22 protein-coding genes are annotated in these 22424 nt (G+C 66.4%); 10 read left to right on the top strand and 12 right to left on the bottom strand.

Annotated elements, in window-relative coordinates:
- The first annotated feature begins 58 nt into the window (after window positions 1–58).
- From JOY90_RS24965 to JOY90_RS24955, 3 genes are read left to right on the top strand one after another with little or no spacing between them, the layout of a single operon-like run.
- Window positions 59–1192, top strand: coding sequence for an ABC transporter permease (locus tag JOY90_RS24965; RefSeq protein WP_291693778.1), 1134 nt, complete (start codon window positions 59–61; stop codon window positions 1190–1192).
- On the top strand, window positions 1189–1905 hold the full coding sequence (locus tag JOY90_RS24960; RefSeq protein WP_291693777.1) for an ABC transporter ATP-binding protein: 717 nt from the start codon (window positions 1189–1191) through the stop codon (window positions 1903–1905). The genes JOY90_RS24965 and JOY90_RS24960 overlap by 4 nt, the downstream gene beginning before the upstream one ends.
- A gap of 44 nt (window positions 1906–1949) precedes the next feature.
- Window positions 1950–2933, top strand: coding sequence for an HlyD family secretion protein (locus JOY90_RS24955; RefSeq protein WP_367276992.1), 984 nt, complete (start codon window positions 1950–1952; stop codon window positions 2931–2933).
- Between the two features lie 52 nt (window positions 2934–2985).
- Here the strand turns inward: JOY90_RS24955 and JOY90_RS24950 are convergent, their stop codons facing one another.
- The 8 genes from JOY90_RS24950 to JOY90_RS24915 all read right to left on the bottom strand — a co-directional run bounded on the left by JOY90_RS24950 (window position 2986) and on the right by JOY90_RS24915 (window position 9299).
- Window positions 2986–3447, bottom strand: a complete 462-nt coding sequence (locus tag JOY90_RS24950; protein ID WP_291693775.1) for a hypothetical protein — start codon at window positions 3445–3447, stop codon at window positions 2986–2988.
- A 2-nt stretch (window positions 3448–3449) separates the two neighbouring features.
- Window positions 3450–3947: a DUF6644 family protein gene (locus tag JOY90_RS24945; protein WP_291693774.1), complete on the bottom strand. Its 498-nt coding sequence runs from the start codon at window positions 3945–3947 to the stop codon at window positions 3450–3452.
- Complete coding sequence (locus tag JOY90_RS24940) at window positions 3947–4450, bottom strand: DUF6644 family protein (protein WP_291693773.1); 504 nt, start codon at window positions 4448–4450, stop codon at window positions 3947–3949. Before JOY90_RS24940 ends, JOY90_RS24945 begins: the two co-directional genes overlap by 1 nt.
- 7 nt (window positions 4451–4457) lie before the next feature.
- The gene (locus tag JOY90_RS24935) at window positions 4458–4853 is read right to left on the bottom strand and encodes a DUF6152 family protein (RefSeq protein WP_291693772.1); all 396 of its coding nucleotides are present in this window, start codon (window positions 4851–4853) and stop codon (window positions 4458–4460) included.
- An 11-nt stretch (window positions 4854–4864) separates the two neighbouring features.
- Window positions 4865–5653 (bottom strand): hypothetical protein, encoded by a 789-nt coding sequence (locus tag JOY90_RS24930; protein ID WP_291693771.1) that lies wholly within the window; start codon window positions 5651–5653, stop codon window positions 4865–4867.
- A gap of 104 nt (window positions 5654–5757) precedes the next feature.
- Window positions 5758–6489 carry an ABC transporter ATP-binding protein gene (locus JOY90_RS24925; RefSeq protein WP_291693770.1) on the bottom strand — a complete coding sequence of 244 codons (732 nt, stop codon included), beginning with the start codon at window positions 6487–6489 and terminating at the stop codon, window positions 5758–5760.
- Window positions 6486–8255 carry an ATP-binding cassette domain-containing protein gene (locus JOY90_RS24920; RefSeq protein ID WP_291693769.1) on the bottom strand — a complete coding sequence of 590 codons (1770 nt, stop codon included), beginning with the start codon at window positions 8253–8255 and terminating at the stop codon, window positions 6486–6488. The genes JOY90_RS24925 and JOY90_RS24920 overlap by 4 nt, the downstream gene beginning before the upstream one ends.
- Window positions 8256–8258: 3 nt before the next feature.
- Window positions 8259–9299, bottom strand: a complete 1041-nt coding sequence (locus tag JOY90_RS24915; RefSeq protein ID WP_291693768.1) for a branched-chain amino acid ABC transporter permease — start codon at window positions 9297–9299, stop codon at window positions 8259–8261.
- A gap of 180 nt (window positions 9300–9479) precedes the next feature.
- Here JOY90_RS24915 and JOY90_RS24910 point away from each other — a divergent pair, with 180 nt between their 5' ends.
- The gene (locus JOY90_RS24910; RefSeq protein WP_291693767.1) at window positions 9480–9992 is read left to right on the top strand and encodes a MarR family winged helix-turn-helix transcriptional regulator; all 513 of its coding nucleotides are present in this window, start codon (window positions 9480–9482) and stop codon (window positions 9990–9992) included.
- A 240-nt stretch (window positions 9993–10232) separates the two neighbouring features.
- On the opposite strand, the gene JOY90_RS24905 is transcribed toward JOY90_RS24910, so the two are convergent.
- From JOY90_RS24905 to JOY90_RS24890, 4 genes are read right to left on the bottom strand one after another with little or no spacing between them, the layout of a single operon-like run.
- Entirely contained in the window at window positions 10233–11618 is a 1386-nt protein-coding gene (locus JOY90_RS24905) for a M20/M25/M40 family metallo-hydrolase (protein ID WP_291693766.1), read from the bottom strand.
- Window positions 11619–11625: 7 nt separating this feature from the next.
- On the bottom strand, window positions 11626–13662 hold the full coding sequence (locus JOY90_RS24900; RefSeq protein ID WP_291693765.1) for a hydantoinase/oxoprolinase family protein: 2037 nt from the start codon (window positions 13660–13662) through the stop codon (window positions 11626–11628).
- A complete protein-coding gene (locus JOY90_RS24895; protein ID WP_291693764.1) occupies window positions 13649–15475 on the bottom strand; it encodes a hydantoinase B/oxoprolinase family protein in 1827 nt (608 codons plus the stop codon). The genes JOY90_RS24900 and JOY90_RS24895 overlap by 14 nt, the downstream gene beginning before the upstream one ends.
- On the bottom strand, window positions 15459–16778 hold the full coding sequence (locus tag JOY90_RS24890) for an MFS transporter (protein WP_291693763.1): 1320 nt from the start codon (window positions 16776–16778) through the stop codon (window positions 15459–15461). Before JOY90_RS24890 ends, JOY90_RS24895 begins: the two co-directional genes overlap by 17 nt.
- Before the next feature lie 227 nt (window positions 16779–17005).
- On the opposite strand from JOY90_RS24890, the gene JOY90_RS24885 reads away from it, so the two are divergent.
- The 6 genes from JOY90_RS24885 to JOY90_RS24860 form a co-directional block, all read left to right on the top strand.
- Complete coding sequence (locus tag JOY90_RS24885; RefSeq protein ID WP_291693762.1) at window positions 17006–17743, top strand: GntR family transcriptional regulator; 738 nt, start codon at window positions 17006–17008, stop codon at window positions 17741–17743.
- 184 nt (window positions 17744–17927) lie between these two features.
- Window positions 17928–18173 carry a helix-turn-helix transcriptional regulator gene (locus JOY90_RS24880; protein WP_291693761.1) on the top strand — a complete coding sequence of 82 codons (246 nt, stop codon included), beginning with the start codon at window positions 17928–17930 and terminating at the stop codon, window positions 18171–18173.
- 60 nt (window positions 18174–18233) lie between these two features.
- Complete coding sequence (hyfB, locus tag JOY90_RS24875; protein ID WP_291693760.1) at window positions 18234–20237, top strand: hydrogenase 4 subunit B; 2004 nt, start codon at window positions 18234–18236, stop codon at window positions 20235–20237.
- A 35-nt stretch (window positions 20238–20272) separates the two neighbouring features.
- On the top strand, window positions 20273–21190 hold the full coding sequence (locus tag JOY90_RS24870; protein WP_291693783.1) for an NADH-quinone oxidoreductase subunit H: 918 nt from the start codon (window positions 20273–20275) through the stop codon (window positions 21188–21190).
- A 1-nt stretch (window position 21191) separates the two neighbouring features.
- A complete protein-coding gene (locus JOY90_RS24865; protein ID WP_291693759.1) occupies window positions 21192–21854 on the top strand; it encodes a hydrogenase-4 component E in 663 nt (220 codons plus the stop codon).
- Window positions 21851–22424 (top strand): proton-conducting transporter membrane subunit (locus JOY90_RS24860; protein WP_291693758.1); only part of this gene is annotated, 574 nt, incomplete at its 3' end. The genes JOY90_RS24865 and JOY90_RS24860, both read left to right, overlap by 4 nt.

Raw genomic sequence — 22424 nt, 5'->3', positions numbered from 1 at the left:
GACATGCGCCTTCAAAGCAGATGAAATGGGCCGGACGGGGTGGGGACGGCCGGAAGTCATGTCGCTGAAATTCAGGCTCGCCTATCGAAACCTGTTTCATGACCGGCTTCGATTCATCGCGACCATCGTCGGTATCGTCTTCTCCATCGTGCTGGTGACGGTTCAGATGGGCCTTTTCGTCGGGTTCGGGCGCATGGTCACCACGATGGTCGATCATGCGTCCGCCGATCTCTGGATCATGCCGGCCGGCACCAAATGCTTCGAGGATCCCTCGCTGCTGGATGACCGTCAGCGGTTTCGGGCACTCGCGGTCGAGGGGATAGAAGAAGCGAGCGCGCTCGTCATCGGCTATGCGCAATGGCGGCTGCCGGGCGGCACCACGACGCCGGTTTTCATCGTCGGCTCCGAGCTGCGGGGATTGGGATTGCACCCCTGGGATCTGGTCGCCGGCCGGGCAGATGATCTGTCGATTCCCGCCGCCGTGGCTGTCGATCAGTCCTATTTCGAGCGGCTTGGCGTCAGCCGGACCGGCGCCGACGCCGAAATTCGCGATCAGAGAGTTCAGGTGATGGCGGTGACCAAGGGCATCCGCGCGTTCACCACCACCCCCTATGTCTTCGCCGGGCTCGATCGGGCGCGCGCCTATACCGGCGTTGCGGCCAACAAGGCCTCCTATGTCCTGTTACGGGTCGCCCCTGGCACGAATGTGGACAGCGTCCGCCGTCAATTGCAGGCCAATCTGTCCGACGTCGAGGTGCTGACCACGGCCGAGTTTCGAAGCCGCAGCCGCAGCTTCTGGCTGTTCGGGACCGGGGCGGGCGCGGCCTTGTTCGCCGGCGCCCTGCTCGGCATCATCGTCGGCACCGTCATCGTTGCGCAGACCCTGTATTCCAGCACCAAGGATCATCTCGACGAGTTCGCGACCTTGCGCGCGATCGGATCGCCCGGCGCCTATATCTACATGGTCATCATCTGGCAGGCGCTGCTTAGCGCGATCGTCGGATTTTGCGGCGCCGCGGCCATCAGCGCCATCGTGGTCAGGATGACCGCGGAATCCGCCTTGCCGATCGTCATGACGCCGGCTTTGACCATCGGGCTGTTTCTCTTGACCGTCGTCATGTGCGTCGCATCCGCCATCGCGGCCATCGTCCAAGTCATGCGGATCGATCCCGCTTTGGTGTTCACGCGATGAGCGAGCCGGTGCTCGATGCCGTCGACATCGTCAAGCTGCTCGGCAGCGGCGCGGGGGAAGTGCAGGCGCTCAAGGGCGTGAGCCTGTCGCTGCGCGGCGGCGAACTGGTTCTGTTGATGGGACCATCGGGCAGCGGCAAGACCACGCTGCTGTCGATTCTGGGTTGTCTGATGACGCCCACGCGCGGCATTGTCCGGGTTCGCGGCCGACCGGTCGCCGGCGCCGCGCCGGAGGATCTCGCCAGGCTCCGGCGCGATCACATCGGTTTCATCTTTCAATCCTATCATCTGTTTCCCACCCTGACGGCCGAGGACAATGTCCGGCTGGCGCTGGACGTGCGCGGTCAGCGCTCCCGACGCGCTGCGAAGGCGGCGAGGGAAGCCTTGGCCAAAGTCGGCCTTTCCCAGAAGGCGCGAGCGCTTCCGCGTGAACTCAGCGGCGGCGAGCAACAGCGCGTCGCGATCGCCCGGGCCATCGTGGGCAACACCTCGGCCATTCTCGCGGACGAGCCGACCGGCGCGCTCGATGCTCAAAACGGTCAGGCCATCATGACCCTGCTCGCAGAGAGCGCCAGGGATCGGTCTCGCGGGGTGCTGGTCGTCACGCACGATCCGCGCATCCTGCCGTTTGCCGATCGCATCGTGCACATCGAAGATGGCCGGATCGTCAGCGAGGAGGCCGGCGGCGACGCCAAGAGGGTGGGGGAGTCATGATCACGCCAAACGCCCGAACACTTGTTGCCGCCCTGTCGTTGACCGTGCTGGCCGCCGGCTCGCCTGGCCTGCCAGCGGCACATGCCCAGGCCAACGATCAGACCGGCGAGAAGGGTTGGCGCGCGGTCGCTCCAGGCCGGGTCGAGCCGCTGTCGGGGACGATCAGGGTTGCCGTGCCCGTCGCGGGCGTGATCGGCGAGGTGCTGATCAAGGCCAATGACACGGTTTTTGCCGGCGAGCCGTTGATACGTCTCGACGACCGCGAAGCCCGGGCGCGATTGGCCTCGGCAGAGGCGCAGGCCGCGATGCGAAAGCGGGTGCGCAACAAGGAGTCCATGCCATCAGGCGCCGCGGCGCGGCGCCGCGCCGAGGACGCGGTGGCTGATGCCGAGACGGCCGTGTTCCAGACGCAGTCGTTCGTCGACAAGGCGGCCGCCGAACGGCGCGCGGGGCGGGGCTCGGACGCCGATGTCGAGGCCGCCCGCTCCGGACTGGCCCGTGCGCGGGATCGCCTGAAGCAGGAAGCCGCCGGACTCCGCGCGACCGAGATCGACGCGCCGCTGCCGACCGTTGCCGAAGGCCAGGTCAACATGGCGCGCAGTGACCTAGCGTTGGCCCGCGAAACCCTCGACAAGATGACAATTCGCGCGCCGATCGGCGGCACCATCCTGCAGGTGAATGCCAAGCCGGGAGAATTGGCCGCGCCGGCGGCGACGCCACCGCTCGTTCTGCTCGGTGACATCTCCGCGTTGCGCGTGCGCGCCGAGGTCGATGAGCGCGACATTGAAAAGATCAAGGTGGGACAACCGGTGCTGGTGCGCGCCGCGGCGTTTCCCGGGCGCCAGACGGCGGGCTCGGTATCGTTTGTCGCTCCGCTGGTGGAGGCAGGACGCAACAATGCGCCCGGTCAGCGTAACATGACCGACGTCGATGTGGTCGAAGTGCTCGTCAATCTGGCCGAGCCAGGTCCGCTCGCGGTCGGCATGAAGGTGGATGTATACTTCCGACAGGACGAATCCCCGCGATGAAGTACATGCTGGTGAGGTGAGGCTTGTGGACGAAGCGGCGGATCATTGGGTCCTATTCCAGTCCGTAGTGACGATGGCAGGCGGCGCAGATGCCGTCGAGCCGGTCGCTGACCTCGGAAATGGACTTCAGGTCGTGCGCCTCAGCGGCCCGATAGGCCTGGTCGGCAGCGTCGGCCAGCCGCTTGACGTAGCCATTCCACGCCGGGTCGAGCGCCCGTTGCGGGATCATCAGTGCGTTGGTGGCCTCGGCCAGCGTCGCCGCGCCGCTGGTCACCGTCTCCCAGTCGTCGTCGGTCTTGGGCGAGAGGTCATGCTCGCCCTTGCCGTCGATGGTCACGCCGTTGACGCGCCAGATGACCGACGCGGCCGGCGTCAGCACGTGCTCCATGAAGGTCTTCATGTCGACATGAGCCTGGAACGGCGGCATCGCCGCGACATTCTGCGAGCGCGATGGCGGCGCGACCATGCTGGCGGCTACGATGACTGCGGCGGCGAGGATGTGGATGTTGCGCATGTTCAGAGCGGCTGCATGGTGAAGCCGATCCATCGCCCGCAGGCGACGACCGCGATCCAGATGAGAATGGAAAAAGCTCCCGCCACGCGGGCGCGCAAGGGCGGCGTCGGCTGCTTCTCCCATTGCGGCAGGTCTCTTGCGCTGAGGCCATGGAAGACGAGCATGTTCAGCGCAGCCGCGGCGATCAGGCAAAGCTTGGCATCGAAATAGCCGTTGGCGAGGTATTTGGTGGCGTTGGAGATGAAGAGCAGAAAACCGGAGGTCGCGGCGACGGTGAACGCACCCCAAGTCACCGGCAGGATCGCCGCGGCAAGCCGGCCCACCGGCCGCGCCGTGGAGGCGAGCCCGAGCAGCCGCAGGTCCAACACGAGGATGGAGCCGACCACCAGCGAGATCGCAACGACGTGCACGGATTCGATGAACGGGAACAGCGTGTCGTTCTCGCGAATGCTTTCCGCCAGTCCGCTGTCTTCGAGCGTGGCGATGAGGTTCTGCAGCATCATCCGGCCTGTGTGTAGGCGATCCATCGTCCGGCGAACAGGATGCCGCACCAGATGAGGATCGATGCCGTCGCCATCAGCCGGCCGGCGATGCGCCGGCCGCGATCCCGGTCCCAGAACGTCGGCGAGGCCGCGACCGATCCCTGCAATGCGGCCGTCAGCAGGATGGCGAGCAGCAGCAGGATCATCTTGACGTGGAAGGTGGCATTGAGCAGCGAGCGGTGCGGCTCGCCGACGATCAGCAGGCTTCCGGTCAAGAGCATGATGACGAGCACCGGCCAGATCGGCGGCAGGAAGCGCCGCGCCACCTGGCTCAGTGGCTCGTCGCGCTCGAACAACCGGAACATGCGGAGGTCGACCAGCACCGCCGACGAGAACACCAGGGCGACGCAGAGAATGTGAATGGTCTGCAAGGTCGGAATGATCCAGCCTTCCGTCTGGATGGTATGGCTGAGCGAGGTCGCAGCCAGCCATTTCGAGAGCGCACCGAGCGCGGCTTGCATGGCCGGTTCACTGCTCCTCGGGCGACGTCAGGCTGTAGGTCAGCTCCTGGCCGTTCTGAAGCGTCACCTTGCGCAGGAAGCCGCCGGGCTTGCCGTCGCGCAGCGGCGCATAGAAGAAGGTGGCGTGGTCGCCGGGATTCAGCGAGCGCTTGGTCCAGCCGGACCGCGTCAGCACGCCCGGGCTGGAAACCTCGAAGGTCCAGGTGCCGGCCTGCGGGCCGTCCTTGACGTCCGTCTCGACCACGAAGGTGATGTGCGGGTTGGTCCAGTTGACCTGCTTCACGGTGCCCGCCACGGTCTGCATGTGGTCGAGATCGTAGGCCGCATTGGAATGATGAGCGCCGGCGATGCCGGTGAAACCCAGCATCAGCCACGCAGCGAGAACGGCAGCCTTTGGTGACATCAGGTCAATCCTCATTTGTCCGTGTGAACCGACCCGTACGCGCCTTGCGGTGCCGCGACGAAGATGTCGTGGCCGTTCTGGTCCTTGCCGGGAGCGAGGTCTTCCTGCTCGCATTCACCCTCGGTGATCTCGTAGTGGCGTTCGGGATAGCGGCGGAAAATCCGGGTCGTCTTCCACGTCGAGGTGAGCACCTTCGGCGCCGTGATCTCCATGTCATCATGCATCACGTTCGGTTCGGCCAGATGGACGCGCTCGACGATGTGCATGTCGCCGTCATTGGGGATGCCGACCGCCTCGCTGATCGCGATGTAGGCCTGTGGCACGATCGCAATCGTGTCCACCACCAGCGCGTCGCCTTCCCAATGGCCGACCGAATTTCCATGCAGCGTCAAGTCCGGGTCGTCCGGATGCTGGCGTCCGTCCAGGTAGATGCGCCGCAGCCGGTTGCCGTCGACCTCGCCGAGCATCGTGATACGGCCGGGGGTCACGAGCAATTCGAACGGATTATGGGTGATCAACATCCAGCTCGGCATGCCATGCGGCAGGCAGTGGCTGAGGACGAGGAAGGGACGCCCCGCTTTTTCCTCCGTGATCAGATGCCGGACCTGGGACGCTACCTCCGGCTTCCACGGTGGCATGTTCGCCGTCTCCTGTCGCCGCTGGTCCTTGATGTCCGGCAGCCAGACGCCGCTCAGATCGGGCGGTTCGGCGTGAACCGCAACGACGGTCGTGGTTCCGATCAGGGCAGCGACGCGAAAGGCAATCGCCACGTGGTTCGCAAGCGGTTTCACGAATGCCATTCCAGCTCTTCCGCCAGGACAGAATGTGCAATCGCGCACGATAAAGCTGTCGCGCGGCAGGCGCGCTTCACACTTGCGGGAGGTGTATCACTTGAATGTCAAACTCATATCGTGTGTTCAGCCTCCGATTGAAAGCCGAGATAGCTCGCCGCGACGCGGGCATTGCCGGCCATCTCGGCGGCGTTGCCGTTGAGCACGAAGGCGCCGAGCTCCATCACATAGGCGCGGTCGGCGACCTTCAGCGCGGCTTGCGCGTTCTGCTCGACCAGCAGCACCGAAACGCCGCTGGCGCGCAATTCGCCGATGGTACGGAAGATGTCGGCGACGATGATCGGGGCGAGCCCGAGACTTGGCTCGTCCAGCATCAGGAGTTTCGGCGCGCCCATCAGCGCGCGGCCCATCGCCAGCATCTGCTGCTCGCCGCCCGACAGCGTGCCGGCGAGCTGTCGCCGCCGTTCCTTCAGCCGTGGGAACAGCGCGTAGACCCGCTCGAAGGCACTGGCCGCCTGCACCTTCGACACGCGGAAGGCGCCGAGCTGGAGGTTGTCCTCGACGTTCATGCTGGCGAACAATTCGCGATGCTCGGCGACGAGGCTCAGCCCCACCGCAACGCGATCCTCGATCTCGAGACAGCCAAGGTCCGCGCCGGCGAAGCTGACGCGGCCCTTCAGCGGCAGGATGCCCATGACGGCGTTGAGCAGCGTGGTCTTGCCGGCGCCGTTGGCGCCGATGATGGTGACGATCTCGCCGTCCCTGACCTCGAGCGAGACCGCGCGCACCGCTTCGACCTTGCCATAGGCGACATGAGCATCGGTAACCGAAAGCAGCGGGCTCATGCCCCGGCTCCGAGATACGCCTCGATCACGGCCGGGTTGGTCTTGATCGCCTCCGGCGTGCCCTCGGCGATCTTGACCCCGAAATCCAGCACCACGACGCGGTCGGCGAGATTCATCACAAAACCCATGTCGTGCTCGACCAGGAGTACCGACATGCCGCCGTCGCGCAGTTCGCGGAGCAGCATCGCGAGCCGCTGCTTCTCCATGTGGCGCAGCCCTGCCGCCGGCTCGTCGAGCAAGAGCAGCATCGGGTCGACGCACAAGGCGCGGGCGATCTCGACGATGCGCTGCTGGCCGAGCGACAGCGAGCCGGCAGGCTGGTCAATCTGGTCGGCCAGCCCGACCCGCTCGATCTGGCGTGCGGCTTCCGCGAGCAGTCGTGCCTCGTCGGCGCGGTCGAGCCGCAGCATGCTGGCGAGCGCGCTCGCACGGCCCCGCTGATGCGCGCCGATCGCGACGTTCTCCAGCACGCTCATGTCGGGCACCAGCTTGACGTGCTGGAACGTCCTCGAGATGCCGAGCCTGACGATCTCCTGCGGCGGGGCTTGATGAATGGGCTTGCCGAGCACGGCGACGCGGCCGGAGGTTGCCGGCAGCACGCCGGTGATCAGGTTGAAGGTGGTGCTCTTGCCGGCGCCATTCGGGCCGATCAGGGCGACAATCTCGCGCGCCTGCACATCGAAGGAGACGTCGTTGACCGCGATCACGCCGCCGAACTGCTTTCGCGCCTTGTCGACCCCCAGGAGCACGCCGGACAGGCCCGGCCCACGCTGTCGCGGTGGCAGGGACAGCGAAGCGTCCGGGCGCTTGCGCGCCGGCTTCCACGGCAACCAGGAGATCAGCCAGGGCCAGACGCCGGCTGGCGCAAGCTGAAGCAGCGCCACCAGCAGGATGCCGAACACGATGGTTTCGAGCTGGCCCGAGCCGTTCAGCAGCAGTGGGAGATAGCTCTGCAGCACCTCCTTCAAGACCACGACGATGCCGGCGCCGAGCACCGCGCCCCAGACATACCCGGCGCCGCCGACCACCGCGATGAACAGATATTCGATGCCGGGCTCGGCGCCGAACGGCGTCGGATTCACCGCGCGCACGAAATGCGCATAGAGCCAGCCCGACAGGCCGGCCAGCACGGCGGCATGGATGAACACCAGGAGCTTTGCGCGCGGCGTATGAACCCCGAAGGCTTCGGCGGCGATGTGGCCGCGCCGCAACGCGCGGATGGCGCGGCCGGTGCGGGAATCCAGCAGGTTCATGGTGAGCCAGGCTGCGATCAGCACCGCGGTCCAGATCGCATAATAGATCGTCCCGGGATCGATCATCCGCAGCGATCCGATCGACAGCGGCGGGATCGCCGAGATGCCGTCATTGCGGCCGAGAAACCCGACCCTGCTGAACAGATAGAACAGGCCGAGGCCCCAGGCGATGGTTCCGAGCGGCAGATAGTGGCCGGAGAGCCGCACCGTGACGAGGCCGAGCAGCACCGCGGCGACGCCGGACACGATCAGCGACAACGGCAGCGTCAGCCACGGCGACAGCCCGTAGGCGGTGGTCAGGAGCGCCGTGGTGTAGGCGCCGAAGCCGCAGAACGCCGCCTGCCCGAACGAGGTGAGGCCGCCGACGCCGGTGAGCAGCACGAGCCCCATCGCGACCAGTGCCGCGAGCCCGATATTGTCGAGCAGCACGATCCAGAACGGCGGCATCTGCGGTACCAGTGGCACGGTCGCCATCACCAGCGCGAACAGCAGCATCGGCAGCCGTGCCCCCATCGCCTAGTCCTTCTCTTCCTCGACCGCCGGCGCGGCGAGCGAGCGCAGCAGCAGCACCGGGATCAGCAGCGTGAAGACGATGACCTCCTTGAAATTCGAGGCATAGAACGAGGAGAAGGATTCGACGGCGCCCACCAGCAGCGCCGCGATTGCGGTGAGGGGATAGCTGACGAGGCCGCCAATGATTGCGGCGATGAAGCCCTTCAGCCCGATCAGGAAGCCGGTATCATAATAGAGCGTGGTGATCGGCACGATCAGGATGCCCGACAGCGCGCCGATCAGGGATGCGAGCAGAAAGGCGATCTGTCCCGACAGCGTGGTGCGGATGCCGACCAGCCGGGCGCCGAGACGGTTGACGGCGGTGGCACGCAGCGCCTTGCCGTACAGCGTCAATCCGAAGAACAGCCAGAGTGCGACCATGAAAGCGACGGTCGCCGCATAGACGGAAAGGCTCTGCCCGGTGAAGCGCAACGGGCCGAGTGTCAGCGCGGCATCGGCGATCGCTGGGCCGCGCTGGCCCTCCGCGCCGAAGAACAGCAGCCCGAGCCCCTGCAGCGCCAGGTGGGTGCCGACCGCAGCGATCAGCAGCACCAGCACCGAGGTGTGGGCGATCGGCTGGAACGCGATGCGGTAGAGATAGAGGCCGATCAGCGCCACGATCGCAAGCGACAGCAGAATGGAGACCAGGATGGGCGGATGGCGGCTGACCAGGAAGCCGGTCAGCGCCAGCACGATGGCGGGCAGCACGACGTTGGGGACGAAGCTGCGCACCAGCCGGCGAACGTGCAGCGTGCGGCGCTGTACGAACAGATCGAAGCCGAAGGCGGCGATGCCCATGGCGAGCGCGAGGCCGGCCGTGCCCGGCATCTGGCCCGATGCCAGCGAGGCATAGGTCAGCGCGCCATAGGTGACGAACTCGCCCTGCGGAATCAGGATCACCCGCGTCACGGCGAACACCAGCACCAGCGCGAGCCCGAGCAGCGCGTAGATCGCGCCGTTGGTGATGCCGTCCTGCATCAGGAACAGCATGATCGTGGTGTTCAAGAGCGAACGCTCCCCCGTTACCCCTGGCGGTTCGCCGGCGCCTTTCCCTGGCCCCGGCGCGCCATGGGCGGCAGTTGAAAGCGGCCGCCCATTTGATATGGTGGATAACAATTATCGATCATAACCTCAAGGCCGGCCGGCCCGGACCTTGGACGATAGCGGGGAGTTGGGCCGCAGGCGATGACGGTTTCCAGGAGTGCGACGGCCGGAGGCGCGAAAGCCCGCAAGGAGGCTGGCGAGACGGCGACCGGCGAGGGCGCCGCGCTGCAGATGGGCGAGCTGTCCGAGCTGCTCGGCTACGTGCTCAAGCGTGCACAGCTCAGGGTGTTCGAGGACTTTCTGCGCTGCGTGGCGCCGTTGCAACTCACGCCCGCGCAGTTCTCCGTGCTGCTGCTGCTCGACAGGAATCCAGGCCGGAACCAGACTGAGATCGCATCCACGCTCGGTATCCTGCGGCCGAACTTCGTGGCGATGCTCGACGGACTCGAGAGCCGCGATCTTTGTACCCGCACTCGCTCCGCCAACGACCGCCGCTCGCACAATCTGGTCTTGACCGACAAGGGCAAGGCGGTGCTGGCGCGCGCCAAGCGGTTGGTCGCGACCAAGCACGAGGCGCGGCTCAACGAATTGCTGGGGCCGGAAAGCCGTGCGACGCTGCTGTCGATGCTGACCAGGATCGCGCGGGAATTTTGACATGAGATCAAGGAGGAATGAGATATGCGGAAACTCGCTTGGCTCGCTGCCGTCGCGGCGATCCTGTCGATCGGAGCCCTGTGGCCAACAGCCGCGCAGGCGGGCTGCTATCGACTGGGCGAGACCGGCTATCACTGGTAACGCTATTGCCTGGGGCCGCGCTTCGTCTATCCGCACCATCGCGTTTGCCGCCATGGCCGCTGCTGGTATCGCTGACCGGCGGACGGCGTTGCCCTTGCGTCAGCCTCGAATGGCGCCGACGCGGTCGAGCAGGGCGGCGCCGGTGCGGATGCCGTTATGGAAGCAGTCGATCTTCATGTTCTCGTTCGGTGCGTGGTTGGCTTCGTCGGCATTGGCATAGGGCACGACGAAGGCGGGAACGCCGAGGATCTTGGTGAAGACGTAGTCGGGCAGGCTGCCGCCCATCGACGGATATTCCAGCGGGCTCCGCCCCTGCGCCAGCTCGATGGCGCTTCGGATCAGCGCACCGTAGGGCGAGGCCATCGGCACCCGCGAGGGCAGCATACCGCCGAACGGGACGAACTCGACCTCCGGCGCGTATCGCCTCACATGCGCCTCGACCTTCCCGAGCACGTCCTCCACCGTCATCGCCTCGACCAGGCGGATGTCGCATTTGGCAAAGGCCTCGCAGGGCAGCACGGTCTTCATTCCCGGGCCGCCATAGCCGCCGTGAAGGCCGTTGATGGTCAGCGTCGGATGGAACATCAGGCGGTCGTAATAGGGCCGGCCCGGCGGCAGGTCGAGCCGCGTCAGGCCGAGCTTCGCCTTGGTCGCGTCGAGATCGAGCGGCAGGCGCGCCGCGGCGGCGAGCTCGAGCTCGGTTGGCGGCACGATGGCGTCGTGCAGGCCGTCGATCGTGATCTCGCCGGAGGCGTCCTTCATGGTCGCGAGGAGCTGCACCAGGGTCCAGATCGGGTTCGGCACCACGCCGCCGAAATTGCCGGAATGCACATCGCGGCTCGCGTGCTTCACCCGCAGCTCGAAGCTTGCGATGCCGCGCACGCCGTAGGTCATGGTGGGCGTGCCCGATTCGTGGATCGGCCCGTCCGCCGTGACCACGAAATCGGCCTTCAGCCTGTCGCGATGCGCGGCGACGAAATCGGCGATGTGCGGGCTGCCGACCTCCTCCTCGCCTTCGAGCAGGAAGATGACGTTGCAGGGCAGCTCGCCATGCACCTTCAGATGGGACTCGATCGCGAGCAGTTGCGCGAAGTGCTGGCCCTTGTTGTCGCCGATGCCGCGGGCATAGATGCGCCCGTCGCGGATGGTCGGCTCGAAGGGCGGGCTCAGCCACGCCTCCAGCGGGTCCGGCGGCTGCACGTCGTAATGGCCATAGAGCAGAACGGTCGGCGCGCCGGGCTTCTTCTGCCAGCGGCCGAGCACTATCGGATGGCCGTCGGTCGGCAGCGTTTCGGCTTCGAGCCCGATCTCCCTCAGCATCCCGACCAGCAGCCGCGCGACCTCGGTGATGCCGACGTTCTGCGCGCTGATGGAGGGATGGCGGACATAGTCCATCACGCGGCGAAGGAAATCGTCCTTCTCCGCATCGATGTGGCGGAACACGGCGCCGAGCGCGGCGCCGGCCGCAGGAATCTCGCTTGGCATTTGTCGATCAGACCTCGTCGGAAAGCGTCAGCAGCAGTGCGCCGTTCGGCTGCACCGTGACCCTCCAGCCGGGCTTCACCAGCGTGGTCGCATCAAGCTGGGTCACGATCGCAGGACCGTCGAATCGATCGCCGGCACCGAGCGTCTTGCGATCATACATTGGTACCGTCGCCGGCTCATCCGACAAATGTATGGCATGCGTCTCCACGGCTTTCGCGCCCTGTCCCGGCGCGAGGACCGGGCGGGCGGGCTGCGGCATGTGACCGATCGCCTCGACGCGCAATGTCACGAGCTCGATCGGGGCATCGAGCACGAAACCGTAGAGTGTCTGGTGCGCGGCGGCGAAGGCCGCCTCGACCTCCTCGCGCGAGCCGGCCCAGGGAATGGCGATCTCGCTGCCTTGGCCGTGATAGCGCAGCAGTGCGACCTGGTGGCGCTCGCGCTGATCGGGCGGCACTTGCTCCTCGTCCATCCACTGTTCGGCCATCTCGCGGAGCTCGCGATAGATCGCACGCGCCACGTCGAGATCGATGGTCCCGGCAAGCGGCAGCGTACGGCTGAACTCGGCCTTGAGATCGGCGACCAGAAGCCCGTCGGCGCAGAGCACGCCGGGGGCCGGCGGCACCATCACCGTGCGGACGCCCAGCAGTTCGGCCAGCGAGCAGCCATGCAGCGGGCCGGCGCCGCCGAACGGCACCAGCACGAAATCGCGCGGATCGTGGCCGCGCTCGACCGAAACCACGCGCAGCGCGCCGACCATGTGGTTGTCGAGGATCGAGAGGATGCCGCGCGCGGCCTGCGCCAGCGTCAATCCCATCGGGCCGGCGACTTCGTCCCGGATCACGGCACGGGCGGCATCCGCATCGAGCATCATCCGCCCGCCGAGCAGCCTTGCCGGCAGATTGCCGAGCACGACATGGGCGTCGGTGACGGTCGCAACCTTGCCGCCATGGCCATAGGCCGCCGGTCCCGGCACCGCGCCTGCACTCTGCGGGCCGACCGCCAGCATGCCGTTCTCGACCCGCGCGATCGAGCCGCCGCCGGCGCCGATCGTGACCATGTCGACCATCGGCAGCGGCAGCGGCCATTCGCCGACATGGCCCTGCTGGGTCAGGCTGATCCGGCCGTCCTTGATCAGGCAGATATCGGCGCTGGTGCCGCCGATATCGACCGTGATGATGTCCTTGATGCCGCAGGCGGCCGCGACGTCGCGCGCGCCGACCACGCCCGCTGCCGGTCCCGACAGTGCGGTGAGTGCCGGCGCCCGGCAGATGGTCGCGCTGCCGGCGACGCCGCCATTGGACTGCATCAGGAGCAGCGGCGCCTTCACCGCCTCGTCGACGAGGCGGCGTTCGAGCCGGCCGACATAGCTCGAGATGCCCGGCATCACCACGGCATTGAGCACGGTCGCGAGCGAGCGCTCATATTCGCGCACCACCGGCAGCACGTCGACCGAAGCGGTGACCGCGACGCCGGGGAGCAGGTCGCGCAGCATCTCCGCTGTGCGTCGCTCATTCACGGGGTTGGCGAAGGAATGCAGCAGGCAGACCGCGACCGCCTCGACCTCGAGCGCGCGGCAGGCCTCCGCGGCACGGATCACGCTGGCTTCATCCAGCGGCACAAGGATGTTGCCGCCGGCGCCGACGCGCTCCTCGATCTCGAACACGCGCGAGGCGGGCACCGGGCGCGCCGGCTTGATCCAGGCATAGAGATTGGCGCGGCGCGGGATGTCCTGCCGGCCGATCGCCAGCACGTGGCGAAACCCTGATGTCGTCACCAATGCGGCGCGTGCGCCCTTGCCTTCGAGTATCATGTTGGTGGCGACGGTGGTGCCGTGCAGGACGCGGTCGAGTGTCTCGGCCTTGCGGTCGGCCTGCTCCAGCGCGAGGCGGACGCCGGTCATGAAGGCTTTCGAGGGATCGCTGGGGATGCTCGGCGTCTTGGCGCGCCACACCTCGCCGCTGGCGGTGTCATGCAGGGCGACGTCGGTGAAGGTGCCGCCGATATCGACAGCGACCGCCAGCGCGGATCTAGGTGAGGGCATCAACATACTCTTTGCGATGGAAGGCGCGCGTGAGCGGCCGATCGGAACGCAGCACCGTTGTCGTCGTTTCGTCGACGGTTTCGCCGCAGATCGCGACGCCGTAGAGACGGCGCGCGGCGTCGAGACTGACGAAACCACCGCGCACGTCCTCCAGCACGGCCTCGGCCGGCCGGTCGAAGGGATGACCATGACCGCCGCCGCCGCCGGTCTCGATCCGCAGCACGTCGCCGCGCTTGAGACGCGTGCCGTCCGACAGGGGCGCGACGCGCCGCTCGTCCTTGCAGCCGGGGTTGAGCCGCACGGCGCCCGAGCCGCCCGACATGCCGCCGGCCATGCCCCAGGGAGGATTGTCCACGCTGTCGATGCGCACGGCGAGGATCGCCTCCTCCGCCAATATCTCGTATTCGCGTACGATGCCGCAGCCGCCGCGATAGCGGCCGGCGCCGCCGGAATCCTGCACGATGCCGTAGCGCTTCAGTCGCACGGGATAGCCGACCTCCAGGAATTCGACCGGGTAGTTCTCCTGTGCCACGAAATACACGGCGTCGATGCCGTCCGCCGTGGGCCTCGCGCCATAGCCGACGCCGATGCCGTCCGAGAGCAGGAACGGCTGCTGCCTGCCTGCGGCATCGCGGAAGGTGCCGCGCATCAAGGTGATGACATAGGCCGAGTGCGCCGCCGGCGCGCCGCCGCCGGCGACGTTGATGAGACCGTTGAGCCCGGCGAGCACGCGCATCATGGTCAGGCCGCGCATGCCGAGCGCCGCGGGAAAGCGCGGCCACAGCAGCGAGCCTTCGCGCAGACGCACCTCGTCGAGCGCCTGCGGGCCGCCCGCGTTGCAGACCTGGGTCGGATCGCCGCCGAGGTAATAGAGACCGAGCGCCATGCCGGGGATGCCCGGATTCATCAGGAAATTGACCGGGCCGACCGACTGGTCGTCGGTCGCGCTGGCATCGAAGATGAAGCGGTCCTCGTGCCCGGCCTTCTCCCGCGTCAGAGCGAAACGGATCTTGAATGGTCCGTGGCCGTGGCCGTCGGAATCGATCGCATCGGTGAAGCGATGGGTGCCGTAGGTAAAAGTCTCCGCCAGTTTCGTGCGCACGAGGTCCCGGGTGCGCGCGAGCAATTGCCGCAACGCATCCGCGACCTTGTCGGCGCCGAAGCGGGCGACGATCTCCTGCACCCTTCTCACGCCGAGCGCATTGGCGGCCATCAGCGCCCGCATGTCGCCGAGGCTCTGCGCCGGAAAGCGCGAGTTGCGATGGAAGATCGCGAGCGCCGCCTCGTTGGTGCTGCCGGCATCGATCAATTTGGTCGGCGGGACGATGATGCCCTCCTGGAAGATGTCCGTCGCATCGGGGCTGATCGAGCCGGCGCGGATGCCGCCGATGTCGGAGAAATGCGCCCAGCACATCACGAAGGCGCAGCGGCGTCCCTGGTGGAAGACCGGGGCGAGCAGCACCTGATCGTTGGAGTGCGAGACCGCGCCGCGCGAGCCGTAGCAGTCGTTATACCAGTAGAGATCGCCCTCGCGCATCGTCTCGAGCGGGAATTCGCGGATGATCGGGCCGGTCATGTCACCGAATACCGGGATGTTCGAGCCGACCGCCATGATGCCGTCGGCGTCGAACAGGCCGGTGTAGAAATCCTTCTTCTCGCGGATGAAGGCCGAGATCGCGGTGCGTTCGAGCAGCGCCTCCATCTCGGCCTGCACGGCGCGGATCGCGCCGCGGATGATCTCGACCGTGACGGGATCGCAGACGGCCTGCGTCCCGTCCGACCGCGCGGCTTCGTCCTCAGTCGAGCGGAGCATTGGTTGGATCCTTGATGAGAAGCAGGGTAACGCTGCTGACGATCGCCGCGGCCACCACGTAGAGCGCCGGGGAGACCTGGCTGCCGGTCTGGCGGATCAGGAAGGTCGCGATGAACGGCGCAAACCCGCCGAAGATCGTCACTGCGAGGCTGTAGCCGATCGACAGCGCCGTGAAGCGCACCTTGGTCGGAAACAACTCGGACAGTACGGCGCAGAGCGGGCCGGCATACATCGCGAGCAGCACCGCCGAGACAGATTGCGTTACGACCAGGCCAATTCCGCTCGGCGTTGCGACCAGGAAGCTGAACAGCGGATAGGCCACGACGAGATAGCCGAGCGCGGATATCAAGAGCACGGCCTTGCGCCCGATCCGGTCCGAAAGCCAGCCCGTCACAGGCGTCAGCACCGTCAGCACCACCGCCGCTGTCGTGCCCGACGCATAGGCGGTGCTGGCGGGAAGCCCGAGCTGACCCGAGGCGAAGCTCGGCAGAAAGATATTGAAGACATAATTGCCGACACAGCCGATGATCGAGAGACCGAAGGCGGCAAGCACCGGCCTGCGATAGACCGTCAGGGCATCGCGCACCGGCGCCGCGGCGACCTTCTTCTGCGCCACCACGTTGCCGTAGGCCGGGCTCTCGGAGACCCGCGAGCGCAGATAGAGGCCGATCGGCGCCAGCACGAAACCGAGGATGAAGGGCACGCGCCAGCCCCAGGCGATCATGGCGTCCTTGTCGAGCGTCGCGTTGAGGACATAGGCCGAGAGCGTGCCGGCGATCAGCGCGAGCCCGACGCTGAACTGCTGCATGCTGCCGGTGATGCCGCGCTTGCCGGGCTCGGAGAACTCGACCAGGAAGGCCGCAGCCCCACCCCATTCGCCGCCGGTGGAGAAACCCTGCACCAGACGGCACAGCACGAGCAGCACCGGCGCCCACAGGCCGATCGTCGCATAGGACGGGATCAACCCGGTCAGCGCGGTCGCCGACGCCATCAGGCCGACGGTGAGAATGAGTGCGGCCTTGCGGCCCTTGAGGTCACCATAGGCCCCGATCGTGATCGCGCCGACCGGCCGCATCACGAAGCCGACGCCATAGGTCGCGAACGCGGAGAGCAGCGAGAGAACCGGATCGTTGCCGGGGAAGAAATTCGCGCCGATCTGGGCTGCGAACAGGCCGAAGATGAGAAAGTCGAACAGCTCGACGAAATTGCCGACGGCGCACGAAATGATTGCCCGGCGACGAATTCGGACATAGTCCGAAGCCGTCATGTCGGCGGCGGTATAGTCCAACGTAGCATTCGTCACGGTGATTGACCTCCCCAGTCAAGACCCGACCAGCCAAGCAAGGCATGGGCCAGGTCGTATTTGTTATATATTACAATGTGTTGCAGCCATCGGAGCGCGCTCAGGGCCATTGAAGCTGCTTCGACGAAGGCAGCATGGCGTATTTTTGTCCAATTGTCTCCTTGTCTGACAATCCGGGATGCAGAGAGCTCTAACGATTCTTGCGAAACGATCGCCGGACTGAGCAAATGACGTCCGAAGCAGTTGATAAGGTCAATCCCTTCATGATCAGCCAAGCGCTGGATGTTCTCGGTCCGCCCGTCCTGATCCGGGAACGGGCGTTCGACGAGATTCGCGATGCCATTATCTCCGGGCGAATCGCGCCGGGTACCCGGCTGATCGAGCGCGAGCTATGCGAGGCGCTCAAGATCAGCCGCGCGTCGGTGCGCGAGGTGCTGCGCCGGCTCGAGGCCGAGCGGCTGATCAGCGTCGGTCCACGGCGGGGCCCGACCGTGATGGTGCTGAGCCTCGAGGAGGCCGGCGAGATCTATCAGATCCGGGCCACGCTCGAGAGCCTGGTGATCCAGCGCTTCACCGAGGTAGCCTCGGCGGAAGAGATCGCGGCTTTGGAGGCGATCTTTGCCAGAGTGCGCGCCGCCGCAGCCGAAAGCGCGATCGAGCGCATCGTCACCCTGATGCGTGACTTCAACGCCCACGCAGTTGCCGTCGCGCGCCAGAGCGTCACCGGCGACCTGTTGATGCAGCTCGATGCCCGCATCAGTTGGCTGCGGGTGAAGGCAATGGCGGTGCCCGGCCGGCTCGATGTCAGCCTGGGCGAGATCGATACCGTGCTCCGCCACATCCGCGAGCGTCATCCCGACCTTGCCGCCAAGGCGATCCATGATTCCTCGATGAACGCGCGCGAGGCCGCGCTGCGCCAGCTCGAGGGCGAAGATCCGGGGACTGCCGACCAAAAACCCGAGTGACAGCGCGAGCGCCGAGAATGGACCGGTGACGTCAAGGACGGGCTCCGGAGCCCGGTGGGCAGGCCAGTCCATCGAGGCAGGTGTGAGCAAGCGGGAAAGATGCTGGATATATCTGCATTGATACTTGACACATCAGTATGGATGTATAATAGCTGCATTCTCTAATACCGTCGGAATAGAGGCCTTGATCACAGCTGCGCAATTGCGCGCCGCGCGGGCGCTGCTTGGCATCGACCAACGCGAGCTGGCGCAGCGCTGCGGCTTGTCGCTGCCGACGATCCAGCGCATGGAGGCGTCCGAGGGCGTGATCCGCGGCAATGTCGATTCGCTGATGAAGCTGGTCGAGGCGCTGGCGACTTCCGGGATCGAATTGATTGGCGAGGGCGGTGTTTCGAGCGGCGGCGGCCGCGGCGTCAGACTGAAAGCATAGGCCGGGGCGAGGGGCGCATCGCATGAACGCGCAGGACCGAACCGAGACGCGGGAGCGGCCATGATCGCCCCGGCGCTCATTTTGGTGGCGGTGCTGCTCGCGCTCGCGCCCGCCGGAATGGCGCTCTCGGGCATCGCGCGGGGCCCGGCGATTCTCTACGGCGCGTGCCTGATGGTCGCGACGGCGCTTTGCGCGATCGCGTTGTCCAGCCTGCTCGACCCCGCGCATCCGGTGTCGTCCATCACGTTGCCGATCGGCCTGCCCTGGATCGGTGCGCAATTCCGTATCGATCCGCTCGCCGCGTTCTTCCTCGCCGTGGTCAATTTCGGAGGCGCTGCGGCCAGCCTGTTCGCGCTCGGCTATGGCGCGCACGAAACTTCTCCCGGCCGCGTGCTGCCGTTCTATCCCGCCTATCTGGCCGGCATGAACGTCGTCGTGCTCGCCAGCGACGCGTTCTCTTTCCTGGTGGCCTGGGAGTTCATGTCGTTGTCGTCCTGGGCGCTGGTGGTTTCGCATCATCGCGAGGCGGAGAACGTCCGCGCCGGCTATGTCTATCTGTTGATGGCGAGCTTCGGCACGCTGGCGCTGCTGCTCGCCTTCGGCGTGCTCGCGGGTGCAAGCGGCCACTACGATTTCGACTCGATCCGCGCCGCGCGTCCCGTAGGCCAAATGGCGAGCCTCGTGATGCTCCTCGCGTTGCTCGGCGCGGGCTCGAAGGCAGGCCTGGTGCCGCTGCACGCCTGGCTGCCGCTGGCGCATCCTGCCGCGCCCAGCCACGTCTCGGCCTTGATGAGCGGCGTCATGACAAAAGTCGCGGTCTACGGCTTCGTGCGCATCGTGTTCGACCTGCTCGGGCCGTCCGAATGGTGGTGGAGCATGCTGTTGCTCGCGGTCGGCGGCCCGTCGGCGGCCATGGGGGTGCTCTATGCGCTGATGCAGCGCGACATCAAGCGTGTGCTGGCCTATTCCACCATCGAGAACATCGGCATCGTCTTCGCCGGCCTCGGGCTCGCGCTCGCCTTCAAGGCGGAAGGCATGGATCTCGTCGCCGCGCTGGCCTTCACCGCGGCGCTCCTGCACGTGTTCAACCATGCGGTCTTCAAGAGCCTGTTGTTCTTCGGCGCCGGCAGCGTTTTGAACGCGACCGGCGCGCGCGACATGGAGAAGCTCGGTGGCCTGATCCATCGTATGCCGCAGACCGCATTCGCGCTGCTGGTCGGCTGCGTCGCGATCTCGGCGCTGCCGCCGTTCAACGGTTTTGTCTCGGAGTGGCTGACCTTCCAGGCGATCCTGCTCAGCCCGCAACTGCCTGCCTGGGGGTTGAAGCTGATCATCCCGGCAGTCGGCGGCCTGCTCGCGCTCGCGGCTGCGCTGGCCGCGGCCTGCTTCGTGAAGCTCTACGGCGTGAGCTTCCTCGGCCGCGCGCGCACCGCCCTCGCGGCGGAGGCGCAGGAGACCGACCGCTTCTCGCTCGCCGCCATGTTCGTGCTCGCCGCGCTGTGTCTCGCCGCCGGCATCTTTCCCGCCTTCTTCATCGACGCGCTGGACGGCGTCAGCAAGTCCATGGTCGGCACCAGCATGCCGCACCAGGCGAGTCTGGCCTGGCTCACCATCGTACCGATCGCCGAGGGGCGCAGCTCCTATAACGGCCTCCTGGTGTTCGCCTTCGGGCTGCTGTCGGGCTCGATCGCCTCGCTCGCGATCCATCGCCTGGCCTCCGACCGCGTGCGCCGCGCGCCGGCCTGGGATTGCGGCTATCCCGACCCGGACGTCGCGATCCAGTACACGGCTTCCAGCTTCTCGCAGCCGATTCGCCGCGTCTTTGGCACGCTATTGTTTTCGGTGCGCGAGATCGGCGAGATGCCGCCGCCCGGCTCGTCCAGGCCGGCGCGGCTCACCGTCGAGATGCACGATCTGATCTGGGAGACGCTGTACGCGCCGATCGGCAGTGCAATCAGCTTCGCGACCGAGCGCGTCAATGTCCTGCAATTCCTGACCATACGCCGCTATCTCGCGCTGGTGTTCTCGGCCCTGGTGCTCTTGCTCCTGGTGCTGGCGCTGTGAACGGGATCGGCGATCTCGCCGTGCAGGGCGCGCAGATGCTTCTGGTGCTGGCGCTGGCGCCGCTGCTCACCGGTTTCGTCCGCAAGCTGAAGGCACGGCTATTGCGACGTCAGGGGCCGCCGCTCGCGCAGCCTTATCGCGACCTGATCCGCCTGATGCGAAAGGACGTGGTGCTGGCGGAGAACGCTTCCTGGCTGTTCCGCGTCATTCCCTACATCATCTTCGCCGGTACCTGGGTTGCGGCCTCGCTGGTGCCGACCTTCGGCAGCGGGCTGCTGTTCTCCTGGTCGGCCGACCTGATCGCCATCGTTGCGCTGCTCGGCAGCGCGCGCTTCTTCCAGGCGCTCGCCGGAATGGATGTCGGCACCAGTTTCGGCGGACTCGGCTCCAGCCGCGAGGTGATGATCGCTTCGCTCGCCGAGCCCGCGACTCTGATTACCGTGTTCTCGGTCGCGATGATCGCGGGCTCGACTCAGCTCTCGACCATCGCCGAATACATGGGCTCCGGTGCGGCGGGCTTGCGCGTCTCGCTCGGGCTCGCGCTGTTTGCGCTGAGCATCGTCTCGATCGCCGAGAACGGCCGGATTCCGGTCGACAATCCGGCGACCCATCTCGAGCTCACCATGGTGCACGAGGCCATGGTGCTGGAATATTCCGGCCGGCACCTCGCGCTGATCGATCTCTCCGCGCAACTGAAGCTCCTGCTCTACCTCTCGCTGATCGCCTGCATGTTCATGCCTTGGGGATCGGCGCCGCCGCAAGCCGATCAGCTGGCGCTCGCGCTCGGCGCCCTCACCTACGTCGCCAAGCTTGCGATCCTGGGCTTTCTGCTGGCGCTGTTCGAGACCGCGATCGCCAAGATGCGCGTGTTCCGGATCCCGGAGTTTCTCGGCGCCGCACTGATGCTGGCGCTGCTCGCCACGCTGCTGCGCTTCGTTTCGGGGAGCCTGTAGCATGCACGGGCTCGAATTCGACGTCGCCCATCTGCTCGCCGGCTCGCTGGTGCTGGCGAGCTTCATGATGCTGTACCAGGACCGCCTCAGTGCGCTGCTCAACGTCTACGCCGCGCACGCGATCGTGCTGGCGCTGTCGGTGACGTGGCAGGCCTTCGTCCAGCACGCGCCGCATCTCTACGTCACCGCTTCCATCGCGCTGGTGTTCAAGGCGATCGTCATCCCTGTGGCGTTGCACCGCATCATCGTCCGGCTCGGCATCCATCGCGAGATCGAGACTACGTTCGGCGTCGGCTTGACGATGATCGGCGGGATCGGCCTGGTGGCGCTGTCGATGGTGGTGATGCTGCGGGTGACGCCAACCGCCGATGCGCTGGCGCGCGAGGATCTCGCCTTCGCGCTGTCCGTGGTGCTGCTCGGCCTGCTGATCATGGTGACGCGCCGCAATGCGGTGAGCCAGGTGGTCGGCTTCATGTCGCTGGAGAACGGCCTGGTGCTGGCGGCGACCGGCGCCAAGGGCATGCCGCTGGTGGTCGAGATCAGCGTCGCCTTCTCGGTGCTGATCGCCTTCATCGTGATCGGCATCTTCCTGTTCCGTATCCGCGAGCGCTTCGACAGCGTCGACGTCCAGGCGCTGGATCGCTTCCGGGGGGAGCGCCGATGACGTTCAACGCGCTCGCCGCGGTGCTGCTGATCCCCGCCGTCTCCGCGGGCGTGCTGGCGCTGCTGCCGAACTACCGGCTGACCGCCGTGCTCAACGTGGCGGCGGCGCTGGCAACGCTGATCACCGCGCTGTCATTGTTCGTGGTCGAGCCCGCGTCCGGCAACTACCTGCTGGTCGATGACCTCAACAAGGTGTTCATCGTGCTGACCACCTTCGTCGGCTTCACGACCAGCGTGTTCAGTGCGAGTTATATCGGCCACGAGATCGCGACAGGTCGCCTGACCCCGGCCTTCGTGCGATTCTATCACGCGATGTACCAGATGCTGATGTTCGCGATGAACCTCGCGCTGGTCGCGAACAATATCGGCCTGATGTGGGTCGCCATCGAAATCGCGACGCTAACCACCGTGCTGATGGTCGGCATCTACCGCACACATGAGGCGCTGGAGGCCGCCTGGAAATATTTCATCCTCGGCAGCGTCGGGATTGGCCTCGCGCTGTTCGGCACCATCCTGGTCTACATGGCGGCGCTTCCAGTCGTGGGTGAAGGCATCAACGGCATGGTCTGGA

The sequence above is a fragment of the Bradyrhizobium sp. genome (genome assembly GCF_019242285.1).
Taxonomy (GTDB): domain Bacteria; phylum Pseudomonadota; class Alphaproteobacteria; order Rhizobiales; family Xanthobacteraceae; genus Bradyrhizobium.
The sequence above is the reverse complement of the archived record's forward strand: the minus strand, read 5'-3'. Positions and strand labels throughout refer to the sequence as shown.

What these genes read in the sequence shown, in the direction of transcription:
- JOY90_RS24935 (WP_291693772.1), bottom strand. Translation starts at nt 4,853, where the DNA reads ATGTCACCAAAGGCTGCCGTTCTCGCTGCGTGGCTGATGCTGGGTTTC.
- JOY90_RS24965 (WP_291693778.1), top strand. Translation starts at nt 59, where the DNA reads ATGTCGCTGAAATTCAGGCTCGCCTATCGAAACCTGTTTCATGACCGG.
- JOY90_RS24925 (WP_291693770.1), bottom strand. Translation starts at nt 6,489, where the DNA reads ATGAGCCCGCTGCTTTCGGTTACCGATGCTCATGTCGCCTATGGCAAG.
- JOY90_RS24950 (WP_291693775.1), bottom strand. Translation starts at nt 3,447, where the DNA reads ATGCGCAACATCCACATCCTCGCCGCCGCAGTCATCGTAGCCGCCAGC.
- hyfB (WP_291693760.1), top strand. Translation starts at nt 18,234, where the DNA reads ATGATCGCCCCGGCGCTCATTTTGGTGGCGGTGCTGCTCGCGCTCGCG.
- JOY90_RS24905 (WP_291693766.1), bottom strand. Translation starts at nt 11,618, where the DNA reads ATGCCAAGCGAGATTCCTGCGGCCGGCGCCGCGCTCGGCGCCGTGTTC.
- JOY90_RS24910 (WP_291693767.1), top strand. Translation starts at nt 9,480, where the DNA reads ATGACGGTTTCCAGGAGTGCGACGGCCGGAGGCGCGAAAGCCCGCAAG.
- JOY90_RS24900 (WP_291693765.1), bottom strand. Translation starts at nt 13,662, where the DNA reads ATGCCCTCACCTAGATCCGCGCTGGCGGTCGCTGTCGATATCGGCGGC.
- JOY90_RS24940 (WP_291693773.1), bottom strand. Translation starts at nt 4,450, where the DNA reads ATGCAAGCCGCGCTCGGTGCGCTCTCGAAATGGCTGGCTGCGACCTCG.
- JOY90_RS24865 (WP_291693759.1), top strand. Translation starts at nt 21,192, where the DNA reads ATGCACGGGCTCGAATTCGACGTCGCCCATCTGCTCGCCGGCTCGCTG.
- JOY90_RS24870 (WP_291693783.1), top strand. Translation starts at nt 20,273, where the DNA reads ATGCTTCTGGTGCTGGCGCTGGCGCCGCTGCTCACCGGTTTCGTCCGC.
- JOY90_RS24930 (WP_291693771.1), bottom strand. Translation starts at nt 5,653, where the DNA reads ATGGCATTCGTGAAACCGCTTGCGAACCACGTGGCGATTGCCTTTCGC.
- JOY90_RS24885 (WP_291693762.1), top strand. Translation starts at nt 17,006, where the DNA reads ATGACGTCCGAAGCAGTTGATAAGGTCAATCCCTTCATGATCAGCCAA.
- JOY90_RS24945 (WP_291693774.1), bottom strand. Translation starts at nt 3,947, where the DNA reads ATGCTGCAGAACCTCATCGCCACGCTCGAAGACAGCGGACTGGCGGAA.
- JOY90_RS24960 (WP_291693777.1), top strand. Translation starts at nt 1,189, where the DNA reads ATGAGCGAGCCGGTGCTCGATGCCGTCGACATCGTCAAGCTGCTCGGC.
- JOY90_RS24895 (WP_291693764.1), bottom strand. Translation starts at nt 15,475, where the DNA reads ATGCTCCGCTCGACTGAGGACGAAGCCGCGCGGTCGGACGGGACGCAG.
- JOY90_RS24920 (WP_291693769.1), bottom strand. Translation starts at nt 8,255, where the DNA reads ATGGGGGCACGGCTGCCGATGCTGCTGTTCGCGCTGGTGATGGCGACC.